We start from the raw sequence: 17,725 nt of genomic DNA on the forward strand, positions 1-17,725 counted from the left end.
ATCAGCTCCAGCCGAATCCGGCGGCTGACCCCCTGACCACCCCAGCCCGAGTCGGATCAGGCGGCCAATCGCCGCACGACCAGGGCCGGCCGAAACCTGCGACCGTCCCCGGCCGACCCAACCGGCCGGGGCCTGAAAGCCGTCAGAGCCAGCCCGACTCCCGGGCAAGCCTGATCGCATCCACCCGGTTGCGCGCGCCCAGCTTGGCCACCACCGTCGTGAGGTAGTTGCGGACCGTGCCCGCGGACAGGTACAGCCGGGCGGCCACCTCGACCGTCCCGTACCCCTGCGAGGTCATGCGCAGCACGTCGAGCTCACGGGCGGTCAGCGGGCAGTCGGCGCTGTCCCACGCGGCCAGCGCGAGGTCGCCGTCCACCATGCGGCGGCCGGCCACCACCCCGCGCACGGCGTTGGCGAGCTTGTCCGGGGGCGCGTCCTTGAGCAGGAACCCGCCCACCTTGGCGTCCAGCGCCCGCCTGAGCGTCCCGGGCCGCCCCAGGCTGGTCAGGATCAGCGTGTGGCACTCGGGCAGCTGCTCGTGCAGCTCACCGGCCACTGTGATGCCGTCCTTGCCCGGCAGGTCGATGTCGATGATCGCCACGTCGACGGCCGCGGAGCGCGCCGCGGGCAGGATCTCCGGCCCGGAGGCCACCTCGGCCACGACGTCTATGTCGGGCTCCAGGCGCAGCAGCGCGACGAGCGCGCCGCGGACGATGTGCATGTCTTCGGCTACGAGCACTTTGATCACGAAGCGCCTCCGCCTTCACGAACTCCCCAGTCCCCAGAAAACACAGTTAAACATTTGAAACGAGTTACTGGTTCACCCGATCGGGGGTCGCCGGGAAAAGCACTGCGAGAAGCCCGAAAACCACGCTGGGTGCGCCGAACGGCAGTCAGCCGACTACCCGACGTGAGGAAAGAGAACGTTTGCAAACAGACGGTAAAAACTTTTCCATGGGCACCGGCAGTGAGTGACCGGAACGCGAACGAGCCGGCCACCGGGACGCCGAAGCGTCTTCGATGACCGGCTCCCCACGGAGCGGACCAGCACGAATACTGGTCCATACCAGTCAGGCTGCCAGCTCCACCTCGTACGGCACGTCGGCGCCGGTGAAGCCGATCGTGTCGCGAACGGGGGCCGAACCGGCCGGCAGGTCGAAGCGGTCGATCACGAGGCCGGATTTGATCGCGACAACCTTTTCGGTCTCGATACCGAACTCGGCGAAAAGGGCGCGGACATCAGCGGAAAACTGTGCGGACATTTATGGACTCCCAGTGGCGAAGAAGAATGCTTCACGTGACTTAAATAGTCCGCCACAGGGTGTTCCGGAGCCAGTGCCCGCGTCATCGGAGCACCGTGTTTTATGCCTACTCCGTGTGTCGCCCGTCGCGGGGCCGAACGGGGCAGCAGGGGGCACATTACGGGCCCACGAGGGGCGATTTCGTCACTCTTTGCGTTCGAGTGAGTACGCAGCGCGCACGCCGCACCTCTCGCATATGACAAATGCATACCCGCTCACCCACGCCGAACACCCCGGGCCCGGGCATGTGCAAAACGCATGTCCGCACCCTGTGAAATCCATTCGCAACGGTGCACTGAGCACTTAAGAAGTAGACGCCTCCGGTTCTACAGTTCTGGCATACCAACATTTGCCACCGTCGATCGCGCTTCACTGGGGAACGCGTCCGGCAGGCACCGGCGAGCGGAGGGACGGCCACCATGGATGACATCGCGCGGCAGGCCGTGGCACGCGCCATCATGACCATGCGGGACAACCTGGGCGAACGCCTCACGATCGACGACCTCGCCCGGGCCGCGATGTTCAGCAAGTTCCACTTCACCCGCGTCTTCCTGCGGGTGACCGGGCTGTCGCCGGGGCGGTTCCTGTCCGCCCTGCGGCTGGCCGAAGCCAAGCGGCTGCTGGCGACCACGGGGACCTCCGTGGCCGACATCAGCCACCAGGTGGGTTACAACAGCGTGGGGACGTTCAGCGCCCGCTTCAGCGGCAGCGTGGGCCACTCCCCGCGGGGCTACCGGCAGCTTCGCGGCCGGCAGCCGGAGATTCCCGAGCGGGACGGCGTGACGGCGTCGGGCCGGACGGTGCGCGGGCACCTCTGGCACCCGCCCGCAGTACAGACGGGGCCGGTGTTCGTCGGCCTCTTCTCGGCCAAGATCGCCGAAGGCGCGCCCGCCGCGTACACGATCCTCATGGGAGCGGGCCAGTACACGCTGACCGACGTGCCCGTGGGCTCGTGGTACGTGATGGCGCACGCCTACGGCTCGTGCCCGCAGGACGAAACCGGCCCGCGGCCGATGACCGGGCTCTCCGGCCCGGTGACCGTGCACCGCGACGTCGCCGCGAGCCTGGTCGACGTCCGGCTGCGGCCGCGGCACGGGTTCGACCCGCCGGTCCTGCTGGCGCTGCCCGACCTGCGCCACGCCCCGGCCCGGCGCCCGGTCGCCGTCTAGGTTCCACCACGCCCCGAAGGGCACCTTCCTCGCATCACGGGCGGGAAGGTGCCCTTCGCCGCTGCCGGAAGACCGGACGGGCGACCACACACCACAAGCGACACTGCGCGACGGCGGAATTGCCGTCGCGGAAGGCGCGGCGGCGCTACTCGCACCCGTCCGGCCGATCGGCGAAACCTCGGGCGACAACGTTGTATGGCGTACAATTCGATGCGGGAATTGACTCGGCTGGGGGATGCGAGGAACAACGTGATCAAGGTTCTGCTAGCCGAAGACATGGACATGGTCCGCGGAGCCCTGGTTGCCTTGCTGAGCCTGGAGTCCGACATCGAGGTCGTCGCCGAGGTGGACTCCGGGGACGAAATCCTGCCCGCCGCCAAGTCGACCCGCCCCGACGTCGCCGTCATCGACATCGACCTCCCGGGCAAGGACGGGCTGACGGCGGCCACCGAGATCCACGAGCACCTGCCCGAGTGCCACACCCTGATCCTGACCAGCCTGGGCCGTCCCGGCACGGTCCGCCGCGCGCTCGACGCGAAGGTGAACGGGTTCCTGCTCAAGGACGCCCCGTCGGACAAGCTCGCCAACGCCGTGCGCTCGGTCGCGATCGGCCGGCGCGTCATCGACAGCGAGCTCGCGCTTTCCGCGTGGGAGGCCGACGACTGCCCGCTCACCCCGCGGGAGCTGGAGATCCTCGCCCTCGCCGCCCGGGGGCGCAACGTCGCCGACATCGCCGCGGACCTCTTCCTGTCCCCCGGCACCGTCCGCAACTACCTGGCGGCTTCGGTCACGAAGCTCAACGCTCGCAACCGCGTGCACGCGATCCGGATCGCCACCGACGCCGAATGGCTCTGAGCGGCGCCCAGGCCGGGTGATCCCGCCGGCGCCGCACGTACGGCTCCAACGGCACGGCCGCGCGCAGCACGTGCCGGCCGCCGGGCTGCGCCCCCGCCACGAGCTCACCGCCGACGAGCCGGACGCGGTGGGCCAGGTTCCGCAGTCCCGCACCGTGTTCCCCGTCGTCGTCGCAGGTTCCACCCGGCACGACACCGTCGTTCGTGACGCCGTCGTTCGCCACGCGTAGCCACGCTTCACCCCTTGTGACCCCGAGCGTGACTTCGCACCACGTCGCTTTGCTGTGGCGCACCACGTTGGTAGCGCTTTCTCGCAGGACTGTGGCGAAGGTCGTGGCGACCGGCTCGGGGAGGTGTTCCGGCAGCTTCTGGCCGAGACGCACTTTCGCCCCGGCCGTCTCCAGCAGCGCGGCCGCCGCCCGGATCTCGTCCGCCAGGCAGAGGTCCCGCTTCCCCGCCGCCACCGACCGCACGTCCGCGAGCGCCTCGCGGGACATGGTGACCAGTTCGGTGAGCTCGTGCTGGGCCAGCTCCGGCTTGGTCTCGACGAGCCGGCGGACCAGCTCGACCTTGAGGGTGATGGCGGACAGGCTCAGCCCGAGCAGGTCGTGCGTGTCCTGAGCGAACCGCTTCCGCTCTTCGGCGACCACCCGCGCGGTCAGCGCACGCCGGCTGGCCTCGCGTTCGGCGGCCAGTAGGGCCGACCACGAGAGGCCGAACAGAGCCACCGCGGCGGCGGCCGTGAACGCCGTCGCGTGCAGGCCGTTCGCGACGGACATCTCCGACGTCCCCACCTCTGCGATGAGCACGCCGATCCCGCCCGGGACGACCACGAGCAGCGGCACCGAGACGAGCGGCTTGGCCACCAGCAGGACGCTGCCGAGGAAGAAGCAACCGAGCACGCTCCACTCGGCGCCGAAGTACAGCACCGGCACCGAGCCCAGCACGGCCTGCAGCGCCAGCGAGAGGCCACGCGCCCGGCCGCGCCCGTACCCGAACCAGGCCAGGTGCACCAGGATCAGCGCGACGGCGCAGACGCACGCCACGGCCGCCGCCGGCCACGACCGCGTCGCCCGCAGCGGGTCGAGCAGGCCGAGCAGGCCGACGCCGACGCAGACGGCCGTGTGCACCCCGCGCACGAACCGGGCCGGGAAGTCGTCGTCGGACAACCGCCTGGCGACGCGCGGATCGACGGGCACCGCCTCCCTCGGCGGCACGAGAGCGGGCGAGCGGAGTCTTGCCTCGTGCGGTCGCGCGGTTGTTGTCACGCAGCGCCTCCCCAGAAACGCCCAGCCCCAGTACTGCAATCTATCAGGCCGGAGCAGGGTTCTCAGATCGCCGCGATGGGGTATTTCCGCGCCGGCGCCGTCACCCTGGGAAGTCGAGCACGCACTCGCCGACGCTGACTTCGGCCGGCCACTCGAGCTTGAGCGCCCGGTCGACGCGGTCGCCGGCGTCCACCGGCACCGCGTGCGCGGCCAGTCCCATCGCCTTCGCCGACAGGTAGAACACTTGCTGGAGCGCGCCGAGGTGCAGCAACGTCGTCGCGTACGCGGCGCCGCCGAGCGCCCACGCGAGCCGGGACATCCGCGCGGTCATCGTCAGCAGCGCCGAGGGGCGGCGGTGGCTGCCCGCTGCGATCATCGCCATGTCCAGCAGCGTGTCGAGGACACCCGCGTCGTCGTTGATGAGCGTGAGCGTGTGCCACTGCGGGTCGTAGTGGTAGATGCCGCGGGCGAGGTCGGCGCAGTGGTTGACCCCGACGTAGATCTCCAGCTCGTACAGGCAGGCCACGCTGAAGTAGGGCCGCTGCGACGCTTCGTGCGCCGGCCCGCCGGGCAGGTGCGCCGGCCCGATCGAGCGCACTCGCGCGGAGCGGAACAGGAACTCGCCGAGCTGCCGGGCCACCAGTGTCCGCCCGCTGAACTCCGGGCAGCTGTGGTCGTTCTCCAGCAGCGTCGTCAGTGTCGGGTCCTGCGCTGCCAGCACGGCCGGGTCCGGCCGGTACAGGGGGAACGTGGGCCCGCCGGTGCCGGGCTTGACCACCGGCTGCTGCTCGCCGGCCTCCTGGGCCGTGGTCCGCAGCCAGGTCCGGCTGCGCGAGTGGAACATCAGGTCCGGGTGCGACCAGGTCGAGGTCTCCGGGTCGCCGAACTCGGCGAACCGGCCGTCGGCGTCGGCCAGGAGCACCACCCCGGCGGCGACGAGGAACTCCACCACCGCGGTCACCACCGGCCCGGCCAGCCCGCTGGTCTCGGTCAGCTGCTCGACGGTCTTCGGCGCGGCGAGCGCGGAGGCGATCAGCACCGCGGGCGGCCGCAGCAGCGCCACCTTGTACGGCGCTCCCGGCGACTCCGCCAGCAGTGCGCCGTCCTCGGCCCGCAACGCGGTGAGCCGCGACAGCCGGACCGGGCGCCCGGCCGGCAACGGGCCCTCGGGGAACACCGGGGACTGCGTCACGGGGATCACCGACAGCAGTGGTCCCCGGCCGTCGTCGGAAGCGAGGGAGTGCACGACCGAGCCGGACAGCCGGGCGAGCACCTTGCGCAGGGACGAATGCCACGCGTCGCCGCGCTCGCCGCTCGAAACCGCCAGGTTCGCCAGCGACACCGGGCCGAGGACCAGCCGGCCCAGTGCCTCCCGGACCCCGTCGGCGGTGCCCGGGAACTCGTACTCACCCCACCACGTGATCGCGACGAGGGAGCCGTCGTCACCGGCCTCGAGCAGAGTGTCCTCGGTCAGCGACCACAGCCGGACCGTCTCGGCGTGCCCTCCCGGGCTCTCGGCAGTCAACACAACTCCTATGTTCACGACGGGTTCGTCGTTCGACGCACACAGTGTGCTAGAGGAACATCGGGAACGGGTTGAGCCGCTCGTACGGCGTCGGTTCGGCCAGCCGGCCCAGTCGCACCGGGACGTCGAACAGCCGGCCGGGCGCGTACCGGGCCCAGAAGGGGCGCAACCCCGGCGCCAGCACCTTGACCACGGGCAGCCCGATGTCGGGCCGGCTCTGGTCGAGCACGAGCAGCTCGGTGCCCGCGGCGGCCAGGACCCGCTCGAGCGCCAGGACGTCGTCGCGCACGTCCATGCGGTGCACAAAAGGGAAGTCCGCCATGGTCCGCATCCGCTGCCCCGCGGCCGGCCGCAGGTACGGCTGGTTGGCGACGGTCGCGTACTCCAGCCAGCGGGCCGCGTCCGGGTCGTCGAAGCCGTGGCCCTGCGAAAGGAGGGCGGGCAGCATCTGGTTCAGCTCGGTGACCGCGCGCCGCAGGGCGGTCCGCGGGTCGAGGTGGGCGCCGAAGCCGAACATGATGTGCTCGTGCGGGCCGTCGGTCCGGCGCGACAGCGCGACGAACACCGGCACGCCTAGGTCGGACGTCACGTCCAGCACCCACAGCTGCCGGCCGATGGCGGCGTAGTGCCCGGCCGTCTCGTCCAGCCAGCTGTCGCCGAAGGAGCCGAGGTCCACCCCGGCCACCGGCGTGCGGTTGTACCACCACAGCGCGACGGCGTCGCGTTCGATCAGCTCGAGCGTGCCCTGCAGGATGGCGTCCTCGAGGCTGCTGCCGGCGGCCGCGCCGTTGGAGTCGGCGTAGATCCCGCGGAGGCCGCACCGCGACGGCGTGCCGTAGTACAGGAAGCCGGTGGGCAGCAGCCGACGGCGGCCGGCCAGCGACCAGACCGGGGTCCAGTCCACCGGAGCCGACGGGTCGAACCGGTCGCCGACGTGCTGGAACGTCCCGTGCGCGGCGTTCCAGGCGGCCCGCTCGCGGTACTGGCGCTCGGCGAAGAGCATGCAGTCGTTGGGGTGCACCGCCTCGGCGCCGAGCTCGTCCATCGACGCCCGGACGCGCAGCTCGTCACCCTGGAAGTTGCCGGAGAAGCGTTCCGCGGCCTCGCACAGGGCGCCGACCTCGGCGTCGATCGGGCCGACCCCCTTGCCGCCGTTCTCGGTGCGCAGCCCGGCCTGCATGCCGGCCATCCCGGTCATCCCGCGCGCCACGTTGAACCCGGACCGGTAGGCGTTGACGAACGGCGGCGCCCCCGGGTCGCGCCGGATCTCCTTGATGATGCCGGTGATCGGGCTGACCAGGTGCCCGTAACGCTCGAGCGTCTGCGCGGGGGTGGCGGTGCGGTGCCCGCCGCCGCTCGACGTCGTCTTGCGCGCCGGCTCGAGCCGGATCGGCCGGGCGGCCTGCGCGGCCATCAGCGAGGTGTCACCGCAGCCGGCGCACTGCGGCCGGCGCCGGAGCTCGTGCAGCTTGCCCTGCAGGTCCAGCGTGTCGAGCACCCAGACGCTGTCCTGGCCGCCGTGGCGGTAGCCGGCCAGCCACTTCCGCGCCTCGAGCGCGATCAGGTGCGCCGCCGCGGCGGTCAGCGACGGCAGGGCCACGGCGGGCCGCCGCGCCGGGCCTTCGTGGCCGAGCAGCTCCTGGGCGCACGCCTCCGCGTGCCGGTGCCCCCACAGCCGGTTGGTCAGGCAGTGCCAGCAGGCCGACTCGCCGGGCCGCAGCACCGGCCCGATCCACACCTGCGCGGCGAACGGCCGGGCCAGCAGCCACGGCCGGCCGGTCCGCCGGTGCTCGGCGTCGAGCTCGCCCAGCCGCGGGTCGAGGTAGTCGGTGCACAGCACGATGCTCAGGTCCGCCTCTTCGGGCGCCGACCCGGGCGGGGCGATCTCGAGGGCGGCGTCGGCCAGCGCGCGCTCGACCGGGCCCGTGTCGACGTCTTCGCCGACGGAGACCAGCCGGACCCCGGAGCCGGTGGCGCGCGTGGCGACCGAGGCCGCGTCGATGCCGCAGGCGTCCCAGTAGGCCAGCTCCCGCTCGTCGGCGGCCGGTTCGGGCGCCGGGCGGACGGACACCAGGCCGGCGTTCAGCAGCTCGGCCACGATCGCGGCGACCTCTTCCGGCGCCATGCCGTCGGGCCGGGCCCGCAGCACCTCCCGCAGCTCCCGGGTGCCGTCCAGCAGCGGCGCGAGCGACTCGATGCGCGCGCCGCGCATCGCGATGACCCCTTGTTCGGAAAAGAGGTACGCCCCCTTGCCGGCGGAGACCTCGGCACGGAGGTGGCGCTTGAAGGCGAGTACCGGGGTCCCGGCGGGCGGGGCCTCGGCTCGCCGGGGAAGCGGGACGGGCTGGACGGCTGATCCGCTCATCTGCACTCCAGTTTCCGGTGCGCGCGATCCGAGAACCTGGATTCTTCTCCGCGGCCCCGACCTGCGGCCAGTGCGCCGTCCACAGAAGCGGACGTGCAAAACGCACGACTTTTCGTGGGAAACACACGTTTGACCCGGGTGTAGCGCACTGGTCGCCGTCGCCGGTGCTTCGTCACTCTGGATCGCGAAGGGCAGTGCGCGGGCTCCCGCCGGGCCCGTACCCCGAGACCCAAGTGAGGATCGAGTATGACGACCACTCGCACCTACGGCCAGTTCTGCGGTTTGGCCCGTGCTCTCGAGATCATCGGCGAGCGTTGGTCCATGCTCGTCATCCGCGACCTGATGCTCGGCCCGAAACGCTACACCGACCTGCAGCTCGGGCTCCCCCGGATCCCGGCGAGCATCCTGTCCTCGCGGCTGAACGAGCTGGAGCAGGCCGGGGTCGTCCGGCGCCGGGTGCTCCCGCAGCTCGACGCCGGCCTGGTCTACGAGCTCACCGAGTACGGCAGCGAGCTCGACCACATCATGCTGGACCTCGGCCTCTGGGGCGCGCGCTCGCTCGGCTACCCGACCGACGGCGACGTCTTCACCAACGACGCCGCGATCCTCTCGCTCTACGCGACGTTCCAGGAGGAGGCCGCGCGCGGCGTCCACGTGACCTACGTGCTGCGCCACAGCGACTCGCTGATCATCCACGCGATGGTCGAGGACGGCACGCTCAAGGTGAGCGGCGGCGACCACCCGGCCGCCGACCTGGTCATCGAGCCGCAGGGGCCGGAGCTGATCGACCTGGTCAACGGCAACCTGACCGCCGCCGAGGCGATGGCGACCGGCCGCGTCCGGATCGAGGGCGAGTTCGAGCACCTCGAGCTGTTCACCAAGCTGTTCCGGATCCCGCCGAAGCCGGAGATCGAAGACGGCCTGGCGATGCACTGACCACGCACCGCAACGGAAACGGTCGCCGCCCACCCCGGGTGACGACCGGTTCCGCGTAGTTGGGCAATCTGGAGTAACCGGATCGAGGTCAGGGTCCCCTATCTTCGAGGAGCCGACTTTTCGGTCTTTGGTGAAGGAGCATGCACATGTCGACCTCCGAGCTCGTTCGGCCGGCCGGCTTCCTGGGGACGTTGAACGGGAAGTACCACAACCGGGCCCTCACGGTGTTCATGGTGATCGTGATCGGGCACTGGGCCGAGCACGTCGTCCAGGCCTTCCAGATCTACGTGCTGGGCTGGAAGACCCCGGACGCGCGCGGCGTCCTGGGCATGCCCTTCCCGTGGCTGATCTCGCAGGAGTGGCTGCACTACGGCTACGCGCTGGTGATGCTGGTGTTCCTCTGGGTGCTGCGGCACGGCTTCGCCGGGCGCTCGCGCCAGTGGTGGAACCTCGCGCTGGGCATCCAGTTCTGGCACCACATCGAGCACCTGCTGCTGTTCATCCAGGCGCAGTCGGGCTGGCGCCTGGCCGGGCAGAAGGTGCCGACGAGCATCATCCAGCTGCTCGTGCCGCGGGTGGAGCTGCACCTGTTCTACAACACGATCGTCACCATCCCGATGATCGTGGCGATGATCCTGCACCGGCGGGCCTCGGTCGCCGAGCACGAGCTGACCGGCTGCACCTGCGGCCTGCCGAAGCACCAGTCGGCGCTCGCCGCGTCGTGAAGCGCGCGCTGGCCCTGCTGGCCTTCCTCATCGGCTGGCTGGTGCTCGGCGCCACCCCGGCTTCCGCCCACGTCGAGATCGTCTCGTCGACCCCCGGGGACGGCGCCCGCCTGAGCGCGGCGCCGCCCCTGGTGGCGGTGACCCTGTCGGAGAACATCGGCATCCAGCCCGGGTCGATCAAGGTCGTCGACCTGTCCGGCCGCGAGGTCGAGTCGGGGCCGGTGTTCCAGCCCGGCGACGTCGCCGAGCAGGTCGCCGTGCGGCTGGAGCCGAACCTGCCGGACGGCTCCTACCTGGTCGAATACGCCTTCGTCTCGGCCGACTCCCACCCGGTGCGCGGCACGTTCGCGTTTGTCCTCGGCACCGGGCCGCTGGTGACGTCGGCGGGCGCGGTGTCCGCGGCGACCGGCACCGACGCCGGCGTCAACACCGTGTCGACGGCGGTGCGCTGGCTGGCTTACCTCGGGGTCGTGCTGCTCGGCGGCCTCGCGTTCGTGGTGGTGTGCCGCCCGGCGGCCCGCACCGACCCCCGCGCGCGGCGGCTGCTGCACTGGGGCGCCGGCCTGGTCGTGGTGACCACGGCGGCGACCTTCCTGCTGCAAGGCCCGTACGCGGCCGGTCGCGGCCTCGGCGCCGTGACCGACCCCGGGCTGCTGGCCGACACCCTGCGCGTCGCCTACGGGAAGCTGCTGCTCCTGCGGCTGGCCGCGGTCGCGGCACTGACTGTGCTGCTGCCCCGGCTGCTGCGGCCCGGCCTGCCCGACCGCCTGCGCGCCCGCTACGAAAACCTCCTGATGGTGACCGGCTTCCTGGTGCTGCTGACGTTCTCGGCCACCGGCCACCCGGTCACCGACCCGGTCATGTTCGTCTCGGTGACCGCGGACCTCGTGCACTTCGGCGCGATCGCGATCTGGGCGGGCGGGCTGGTCCAGCTCGCGCTCGGCCTGTACCGGCCCGCGCCCGGCGAGGACCTGGTGCCGGTCGCGGCCAAGTTCTCGCGCCTCGCGGCCGGCTCGGTCACGGCGATCGCGATCAGCGGTGCGGTGCTGGCGCTGCGCATCATGCCGTCCCTGTCCACCCTCTGGACCAGCACGTTCGGCCTGCTGGTGCTGCTGAAGATCGCCGGCTTCGCGGCGCTGTTGACGGTGGCGAGCCGGTCGCGTCGCGCGGTGCGCCGCGGGCTGACCGGGCCGGAAGAGGGCAGCACGAAGACCGTGACGACGAGCCTGCGCAAGCTGCGGCAGGCGGTCGCGGTGGAGGTCGTGCTCAGCGTGGTGGTCCTCGCGCTGGCCGCGCTGCTTACGGTGACCCCGCCCGGCGGCTGACGCCGTCCACTCCGGACGCCCGGCGCGGTGCGGCGGCGCGCGTCCCGCCCTGGCACGATCACCTCCTGTCGGCTCGATATCCCCAGGTGGCAGCCCTGTGCGCCGGCCGCCGGGGAAGGCAGGGAGGATGATCTTGCCCACACTGTGGTCCACGCCGGCGCAGTGGGAGCTGCTGCCGCCGGTCCTGCTCGCGCTGGTGCTGAGCGTCGCGATCGGGCTCGAGCGCGAGGCCGGCATGAAGGCCGCCGGCCTGCGGACGCACAGCCTGGTCGGCGTCGGCTCGGCCGTGTTCATGCTGGTGTCGAAGTACGGCTTCGCCGACCTGCTCGGCACCGACCACGTCGCGCTCGACCCGTCGCGCATCGCCGCGCAGATCGTGTCCGGCATCGGCTTCATCGGCGGCGGGCTGATCTTCGTCCGCCGCGACGCCGTGCGCGGCCTGACGACGGCGGCGACGATCTGGCTCACCGCTGCTGTCGGCACGGCGTGCGGCGCCGGGCTGCCGGTGCTCGCGGTCGCCACGACGATCGGGCACTTCGTGGTGACTAGGGGCTTTCCGCCGTTGCAGCGGTTCGTCGCCCGCCACCGCCGCGAGCCACCGGTGATCCAGCTGAGCTACCTCGACGGCCACGGCGTGCTGCGCGCGGCGCTCGCCGCCTGCACCGGACGCGGCTGGAGCGTGCAGCACGTCGACGTCGACCACGAGTCTCTTTCCGAAGAGGGGCAACGGATCGCGGTCGTGACCATGCGCCTCGACGGCCGTGGTGATCTTTACGACCTGGCCGCCGAGCTCGCCGAGCTGCCCGGCGTCCGGAGCACGTCCACCGGTCCCGGGGAACCGCTCGACGAATGATCACCCGCCCGGGCGGCGCGCGGGGCCGGGTTTGCGGCACACTGGGGTGCACACGGAAATCCCCGGCACCACAAGGAAAACGTGCGGCCGAGGAGAAACCATCCAATTCGGAGGTGAGGCATGGCCCCCGGCGGTGGCGAGGACGTGGCGCGCACGCGGCCCGGATTCGACCTGGCGTGGCGCGGTTTTCATCGCGCGCAGGTCGTCGAATACGTCGAGTGGGCCGAAGCCGAGATCCAAAGACTCACCGCCGAACGCGACTCGGCGCGGCGGCGCGCGGAGTCGCTGGCGGAGGGCAACCGTGAGCTCCGGCTGAAGATCGACCGGATCAGCCGGACCCCGATCGAGCCGGACGCGCTGCAGGAGCGCTCGCGCCGGATGATCGAGCTCACCCGCGAGGAAGCGACCGAAATCACCGCGCGCGCAACGGAAAACGCCGAACGGATCCGGCTCGAGGCCGAGCGGGAAGCGGTCCGGCTCACCGAGAAGGAACGCACGCTGGTCGCCGAGGCGGAGGCCGAGGGCGAGCGCCGCCGGGTGGAGCACGAGGAGTTCGTGCGGGCGGCCGAGCAGCGTCGCCGCGAGCTGGACGAAGCCGCGGCGCACCGCCGCGCGCAGCAGGAAGAGGATCACACCCGCGCGATGACGATCCGCCGCGCGGACGCGATGCGCGAACTGGCCGAGCAGGAAGCGGCCGCCCGGGCGAAGGCGGACCAGCTGGTCGCGGCGGCGACCAGACGTGGCGAGACGCTGGTCGGCGCCGCGGAACGCGAGGTCGCGGCCCTCACCGAGGTCCGCGACAAGCTCCACGCGAGCCTCACCGGCTGCCGTGATCTGCTGGCCGAAGCGGCCGTCGCGCTCGACGAACAGCCGGCGCCGTTCGACCCCGAAGCCACGCTCCCGATGTCGAAGAGAGTCCCGGTCCAGCGACGATCACCGGCGGACGACCTGTCGGACGCCGTAGGCTGAGTGCTTGGCCAGAGCTTCGCAGTACTTCCGGGTGTCCGCCCTGCTCGCGGCGGTGGTGACGCTGGCCGCGTCGACCACGCTGGCCAACCGCGTGCTGCCCGGCTGGGCGTACCCGGTGTGCGGAGTGGTGGCGGCGCTGGTGCTGGTAACGCTGGGCCGCGCGGCGGGCTGTTCGTGGCGCGACCTGGGCTGGGGTGAGTTCCGGCAGCCGTTGCTGGTGGGCTTGGCCGGAGCGGCGCTGGTGGCGGTGGTGTTCGGCATCGCGCTGGCGGTGCCGGCGCTGCGCACGGTGTACCAGGACGGCCGCGTCGGCACGCCCGACTTCGGTCAGCTGCTGTGGCTGACCTGCGGCCGGATCCTGTTCGGGACGGTCCTGATCGAGGAGATCGCGTTCCGCGGAGTCCTCCCGGCGCTGCTGGGAGCAAGCGACGACCGCTGGCGCTGGCCCCCGATCCTGGGCTCGGCGGCCCTGTTCGGCCTGTGGCATTTTCTCCCGGCACTGGCGATCGGCCGCAACGCGGCGGTGCACGCGGTGTTCGGAGCAACACCGGTGGTCGTGCTGCAGGTACTCGCGATGGCGGCGGCCGGGGCGGCAGGGATCTTCCTGCACTGGTGGCGCCACACGGGGCGCGGAGTGCTGGCGTCGGTGATCGTGCACTTCACGACCAACGCGGGCGGGCTGACCTTGGCGGTGCTGGTGCGTTAGGGGACGAACGCCGGACCGCCGGCCGCGTGGGTGCGCCGGGCGGTCGCGGGTTGCCTGGTCAGCGGCCGCCGAGCCCGGCGATGGCCTCCCCCCTCGCGCCGACCTACGAGCGCACCAACCGCGCGATCGCGTCCGAGGCCTCGCGGACCTTCAGATCCGCCTCTTCGCCGCCGTTCGCCGCCGCCTGGACCACGCACGTGGCCAGGTGCTCGTCCAGCAGCTCCAGCGAGAACGACTGCAGCGCCTTCGTCGCCGCCGAGACCTGGGTCAGGATGTCGATGCAGTACTTGTCCTGCTCGACCATGCGCTGCAGCCCGCGGATCTGCCCCTCGATGCGGCGCAGGCGCTTGAGATAGGCCTCCCGCTCGGTGCCGTAACCCGTCATCGCCCACCTGTCCCGTTGTCGGCATCCCTCGACGTCGACTATACCCTCCCCACGTATCGGCCGGGGTCAGCGGAACCGGCGCAGCCGGAGGCTGTTGCTCACCACGAACGCCGACGAGCACGCCATCGCCGCGCCCGCGATCATCGGGTTGAGCAGGCCGAGCGTGGCCAGGGGCAGCGCCGCCACGTTGTATGCGAACGCCCAGAACAGGTTCCCCTTGATCGTCGCCAGCGTCCGGCGGGCCAGCCGGATCGCGTCGGGCGCCGCGCGCAGGTCGCCGCGGACCAGCGTGAGGTCGCCCGCCTCGATCGCCGCGTCGGTGCCGGTGCCCATCGCCAGGCCCAGGTCGGCCTGGGCGAGCGCGGCCGCGTCGTTGACGCCGTCGCCGACCATCGCCACCACGCGCCCCTCGGCCTGCAGTCGCTGGACGACGGCGACCTTCTCCTCGGGCAGCACGCCCGCGATCACCTCGTCGATCCCGGCTTCGGCGGCGATCGCTCGTGCCACGCCCTCGTTGTCGCCGGTCAGCAGCACCGGCGTCAGCCCGAGTTCGCGCAGCTCGGCGACCGCCCGGGCGGACGTCGGCTTGATCGTGTCGGCGACGGCCAGCGTGCCGCCGACCTCGCCGTCCCAGGTCACGGCGACCGTCGTCACCTCGCCGCCCGGCGCGCGCCCGACGCTCACGATGCGGCCTTCGACCAGGCCGGACACCCCGACACCGGCGGTGCTGCGGAAGTCCGTGACGGCGGGCAGCGCACCGAACCGCTCCCGGGCAGCATCGGTGATCGCGCGGCCGATCGGGTGCTCGGACGCGGCTTCGACGGCTCCCGCGAGCCGCAGCACCTCGCCGTCGCCCTCGACGAGAGTCATCCGGCCGGTGGTGACGGTGCCGGTCTTGTCGAGCACCACGGTGTCGACCCGGCGAGTGGACTCGAGCACCTCGGGCCCCTTGATGAGGATGCCCAGCTGCGCGCCGCGGCCGGTGCCGACCAGCAGGGCCGTCGGGGTCGCCAGGCCGAGCGCGCACGGGCACGCGATGATCAGCACGGCCACGGCCGCGGTGAACGCCGCCTCCTCCGGCCCGCCCGTCGCCAGCCAGACGACCAACGTGGCGAGCGCGGCGAAGACGACGGCCGGGACGAACACCGCCGACACCCGGTCGGCGAGCCGCTGGACCTCCGCCTTGCCGTTCTGCGCCGCCTCGACGAGCCGGGCCATCTGCGCCAGCCGCGTGTCCGCGCCGACCCGGGTGGCCCGCACGAGCAGCCGCCCGCCGACGTTGACGGTGGCGCCGGTGACCCCGTCACCCGGCCCGACCTCGACCGGCACGGACTCGCCGGTGAGCATGCCGGTGTCGACCGCGGAGCCGCCTTCGACAATCACGCCGTCGGTGGCGATCTTCTCACCGGGCCGCGCCACGAAGACGTCGTCGACCTTGAGCTCGGTGATCGGGACCAGGCGCTCTTCACCGGCGCGAAGCACTGTGACGTCCTTCGCGCCGAGGTCCATCAGCGCCCGCAGCGCGGCGCCGGCGCGGCGCTTGGAGCGGGCCTCGAAGTAGCGGCCGGCCAGGATGAACGTGGTCACGGCGGCCGCGACCTCGAAGTACAGGCTGTCGCCGGCCGTGCCGGAGCTGATCAGCTCGAAGCCGTGGCGCATGCCGATCTCGCCGGCCATGCCGAAGAAGAGCGCGTACAGCGACCACAGGACCGAAGCGACCACGCCGAGTGAGATCAGCGTGTCCATGGTGGCGGTGACGTGCCGCAGGTTGACGGCGGCGGCGCGGTGGAACGGCCACGCGCCCCACGTCACGACCGGGGCCGCGAGCGCCAGCGAGACCCACTGCCAGTAGTCGAACTGCCAGGCGGGGACCATCGCGAGGGCCACTAGCGGGAGGGTGAGCACCGCGGAGAGCAGCAAACGTTTGCGCAGCGTGCTCGTCTCGTCGGGCGCTTCCGGATCCGGGAGCCGCGCGGAGTACCCGGCGGCTTCCACCACGGCCTTCAGATCGTCGACCGACAGCTCGCTCGGGTAGCTGACCTGCGCCTTTTCGGTCGCGTAGTTGACCGTCGCGGTCACCCCGCCGACCTTGTTGAGCTTGCGCTCGACGCGGGCCGCGCAGGACGCGCACGTCATCCCGCCGATGGCGAGCTCGACGCGCTCCGCGGTGGTCACCTCGGCCGGGCTCACGCGACCAGGCGGTAGCCGGCCTCGGTGACCGCCGCGGCGACGGCGTCGGCCGCCAGCGGGACGTCGCTGGTCACGGTCACGCGGCCGCTCTCGACGTCGACCTCGACCTGCCGGACACCGCTGAGCTCGGAGACCTCTTCGCGGACCGAGCTGGCGCAGTGCCCGCAGGTCATGCCCTCGACGGAGTAGGTCGTCTCGGTCATCGGCAACTCCCTTCGTGCTCTTTCCTTTATACCCCTTGGGGGTAGGGGTTCTCCATCGGGTCCCGTCAGACTCGCGGCATGCGCAAGCTCTACGCGATCGGGATCGGCGCCGGCGACCCGGACCACCTGACGGTTCAGGCGATCGACCGGCTCAACCGCGTCGACGTGTTCTTCGTGCTCGACAAGGGCACCGAGAAGGCCGACCTGGTGCGGCTGCGGCAGGGCATCCTCGACCGATTCGTCACGCGGCCGGGGTACCGGGTGGTGCTGGCGGAGGACCCGCCGCGCGACCGCACACCGGCCGACTACCGGGCCGCGGTCGCCGACTGGCACGCGGCACGGGCGGCGGTGTACGAGGAGCTGATCCTCGCGGAGCTGGGGCCGGCCGAGACCGGGGCGTTCCTGGTGTGGGGCGACCCGTCGCTGTACGACAGCACGATCGCGTTGATCGAGGCGGTGCTGGCGCGGGGGAAGGCCGAGTTCGAGTACGAGGTGATCCCGGGGATCAGCAGCATCTCGGCGCTGGTGGCCCGGCACCGGACGACGATGAACCAGATCGGCCGCGCGGTCCAGCTGACCACGGGCCGCCGGCTGCAGGCGGGCTGGCCCGAGGACGTCGACGACGTCTTCGTCCTGCTGGACGCGCACACGACGTTCGACCGGTTTGCCGCCGACGGCCTGGAGATCTTCTGGGGCGCCTACGTGGGCACACCCGACGAGATCCTCATTTCGGGCCCGCTGACCGCGGAGCTGGCTTCGGAGATCCGCGAGCGGCGGGCGAAGGCTCGTGAGGAGCACGGCTGGATCATGGACACCTACCTGCTGCGCCGGCGGGCCGACTAGCGCAGGAGTTTCCGGGCATGCAGAAAGGCCCCGGGAGAACCATCACTGGTCCTCAACCGGGGCCTAACCGTTTTGTTAAGTTCGGCGGTGTCCTACTCTCCCACAACC

Annotated in this window: 17 protein-coding genes; 9 read left to right on the forward strand and 8 right to left on the reverse strand. The window is 71.7% G+C overall.

Annotated features, from left to right (window positions below; translation table 11 throughout):
* Positions 1-142: 142 nt before the first annotated feature.
* Together ACZ61C_RS40745 and ACZ61C_RS40750 are read right to left on the reverse strand one after the other, a co-directional pair.
* Positions 143-748, reverse strand: a complete 606-nt coding sequence (locus tag ACZ61C_RS40745; protein ID WP_465313284.1) for a response regulator transcription factor — start codon at positions 746-748, stop codon at positions 143-145.
* A gap of 322 nt (positions 749-1,070) precedes the next feature.
* A complete protein-coding gene (locus tag ACZ61C_RS40750) occupies positions 1,071-1,262 on the reverse strand; it encodes a hypothetical protein (RefSeq protein ID WP_465313285.1) in 192 nt (63 codons plus the stop codon).
* A 458-nt stretch (positions 1,263-1,720) separates the two neighbouring features.
* Here ACZ61C_RS40750 and ACZ61C_RS40755 point away from each other — a divergent pair, with 458 nt between their 5' ends.
* Positions 1,721-2,470: a helix-turn-helix domain-containing protein gene (locus ACZ61C_RS40755; RefSeq protein ID WP_465313286.1), complete on the forward strand. Its 750-nt coding sequence runs from the start codon at positions 1,721-1,723 to the stop codon at positions 2,468-2,470.
* Positions 2,471-2,719: 249 nt separating this feature from the next.
* Positions 2,720-3,325 (forward strand): response regulator transcription factor, encoded by a 606-nt coding sequence (locus tag ACZ61C_RS40760; RefSeq protein WP_285449135.1) that lies wholly within the window; start codon positions 2,720-2,722, stop codon positions 3,323-3,325.
* Here the strand turns inward: ACZ61C_RS40760 and ACZ61C_RS40765 are convergent.
* The 3 genes from ACZ61C_RS40765 to ACZ61C_RS40775 form a co-directional block, all read right to left on the reverse strand.
* Positions 3,267-4,523 carry a sensor histidine kinase gene (locus tag ACZ61C_RS40765; protein ID WP_465313287.1) on the reverse strand — a complete coding sequence of 419 codons (1,257 nt, stop codon included), beginning with the start codon at positions 4,521-4,523 and terminating at the stop codon, positions 3,267-3,269. The two genes, ACZ61C_RS40760 and ACZ61C_RS40765, sit on opposite strands and share 59 nt — an antisense overlap.
* Before the next feature lie 169 nt (positions 4,524-4,692).
* Positions 4,693-6,117 (reverse strand): SagB/ThcOx family dehydrogenase, encoded by a 1,425-nt coding sequence (locus ACZ61C_RS40770; protein ID WP_465313288.1) that lies wholly within the window; start codon positions 6,115-6,117, stop codon positions 4,693-4,695.
* A 49-nt stretch (positions 6,118-6,166) separates the two neighbouring features.
* Entirely contained in the window at positions 6,167-8,482 is a 2,316-nt protein-coding gene (locus ACZ61C_RS40775; protein ID WP_465313289.1) for a TOMM precursor leader peptide-binding protein, read from the reverse strand.
* Between the two features lie 246 nt (positions 8,483-8,728).
* On the opposite strand from ACZ61C_RS40775, the gene ACZ61C_RS40780 reads away from it, so the two are divergent.
* The 6 genes from ACZ61C_RS40780 (at position 8,729) to ACZ61C_RS40805 (ending at position 13,996) form a co-directional block, all read left to right on the forward strand.
* The gene (locus ACZ61C_RS40780; RefSeq protein WP_465313290.1) at positions 8,729-9,418 is read left to right on the forward strand and encodes a winged helix-turn-helix transcriptional regulator; all 690 of its coding nucleotides are present in this window, start codon (positions 8,729-8,731) and stop codon (positions 9,416-9,418) included.
* 146 nt (positions 9,419-9,564) lie between these two features.
* Entirely contained in the window at positions 9,565-10,143 is a 579-nt protein-coding gene (locus ACZ61C_RS40785; RefSeq protein WP_465313291.1) for a hypothetical protein, read from the forward strand.
* A complete protein-coding gene (locus tag ACZ61C_RS40790) occupies positions 10,140-11,468 on the forward strand; it encodes a copper resistance CopC/CopD family protein (protein ID WP_465313292.1) in 1,329 nt (442 codons plus the stop codon). The genes ACZ61C_RS40785 and ACZ61C_RS40790 overlap by 4 nt, the downstream gene beginning before the upstream one ends.
* A gap of 127 nt (positions 11,469-11,595) precedes the next feature.
* Positions 11,596-12,321: an MgtC/SapB family protein gene (locus tag ACZ61C_RS40795; protein ID WP_465313293.1), complete on the forward strand. Its 726-nt coding sequence runs from the start codon at positions 11,596-11,598 to the stop codon at positions 12,319-12,321.
* 120 nt (positions 12,322-12,441) lie between these two features.
* A complete protein-coding gene (locus ACZ61C_RS40800; protein ID WP_465313294.1) occupies positions 12,442-13,290 on the forward strand; it encodes a M protein in 849 nt (282 codons plus the stop codon).
* A 4-nt stretch (positions 13,291-13,294) separates the two neighbouring features.
* Positions 13,295-13,996 (forward strand): CPBP family glutamic-type intramembrane protease, encoded by a 702-nt coding sequence (locus ACZ61C_RS40805; RefSeq protein WP_465313295.1) that lies wholly within the window; start codon positions 13,295-13,297, stop codon positions 13,994-13,996.
* Between the two features lie 103 nt (positions 13,997-14,099).
* Here ACZ61C_RS40805 and ACZ61C_RS40810 read toward each other — a convergent pair whose 3' ends face one another.
* The 3 genes from ACZ61C_RS40810 to ACZ61C_RS40820 all read right to left on the reverse strand — a co-directional run bounded on the left by ACZ61C_RS40810 (position 14,100) and on the right by ACZ61C_RS40820 (position 16,774).
* Positions 14,100-14,381 carry a metal-sensitive transcriptional regulator gene (locus ACZ61C_RS40810; RefSeq protein ID WP_257920172.1) on the reverse strand — a complete coding sequence of 94 codons (282 nt, stop codon included), beginning with the start codon at positions 14,379-14,381 and terminating at the stop codon, positions 14,100-14,102.
* 66 nt (positions 14,382-14,447) lie between these two features.
* On the reverse strand, positions 14,448-16,571 hold the full coding sequence (locus tag ACZ61C_RS40815) for a heavy metal translocating P-type ATPase (protein ID WP_465313296.1): 2,124 nt from the start codon (positions 16,569-16,571) through the stop codon (positions 14,448-14,450).
* Positions 16,568-16,774, reverse strand: coding sequence for a heavy-metal-associated domain-containing protein (locus tag ACZ61C_RS40820; protein WP_465313297.1), 207 nt, complete (start codon positions 16,772-16,774; stop codon positions 16,568-16,570). The genes ACZ61C_RS40815 and ACZ61C_RS40820 overlap by 4 nt, the downstream gene beginning before the upstream one ends.
* A gap of 78 nt (positions 16,775-16,852) precedes the next feature.
* Here ACZ61C_RS40820 and cobF point away from each other — a divergent pair, with 78 nt between their 5' ends.
* Positions 16,853-17,617: a precorrin-6A synthase (deacetylating) gene (gene cobF / locus ACZ61C_RS40825; protein WP_465313298.1), complete on the forward strand. Its 765-nt coding sequence runs from the start codon at positions 16,853-16,855 to the stop codon at positions 17,615-17,617.
* Positions 17,618-17,725 lie beyond the last annotated feature (108 nt).

The organism is Amycolatopsis sp. NPDC104587, assembly GCF_055583645.1.